1 protein-coding gene is annotated in these 637 nt (G+C 44.9%); it reads left to right on the top strand.

All coding sequences use genetic code 11. The features are described 5' to 3' along the window. Window positions 1–2 precede the first annotated feature (2 nt). Window positions 3–637 (top strand): autotransporter assembly complex protein TamA (locus R8O10_RS25835; RefSeq protein ID WP_318192042.1); only part of this gene is annotated, 635 nt, incomplete at its 3' end.

The raw sequence follows: 637 nt of genomic DNA, 5'->3' as shown, positions 1-637 counted from the left end.
GCATGATAAAAAAAGCTCTCCCCATCATTGTTGGCTTGTTGGTTGTTTCTCAGAGCGCGTATGCCGATGTTTCTTTAAAGCTTAAAGGCATCGATGGCGCACTGGAAGATAACGTGAAAGCGTACCTGTCTTCGATTCCAGAGAAGGATTACTCCACTTCGCTGCGCTTTCAGGCGCGATTGGATCAAAGTATCACCGAAGCGCTTAATGCGCTTGGCTATTATCATGCAAAAATCTCATACTCTATTTCCGAAGGGAATGACGAGCTGATCGTTAACATCCGCAAAGGCTTACCAGTTAAGATCAAAGTAATGGATGTCGTGATCAGCGGTGAAGCGAAAGAGGATGAAGAATTTACGAATCTCATCGCCAAATCGCCTTTAAAAGTTGGGCGGATTTTAAATCAGGGTGAGTATGACAGCCTTAAATCAGGGATTCGTAACCTGGCTTTGCAACGTGGTTACTTCAATGGTGACTTTAAGCTCAACAAGCTGGAAGTGATCCCTGAATTGAATGAAGCCAATGTGCGTTTGCACTACGACAGCGGTATTCGCTATCACTTTGGTCCGGTAGAAATTACGGGAAGCCAGATCTGGGAAAACCGTGTTGAGTCGATGCGACCTTTTGAAATTGGTGA

The organism is Vibrio sp. 1727, from assembly GCF_033344415.1.
GTDB classification, from domain to species: Bacteria; Pseudomonadota; Gammaproteobacteria; order Enterobacterales; family Vibrionaceae; genus Vibrio; species Vibrio alginolyticus.
The sequence above is the reverse complement of the archived record's forward strand: the minus strand, read 5'-3'. Positions and strand labels throughout refer to the sequence as shown.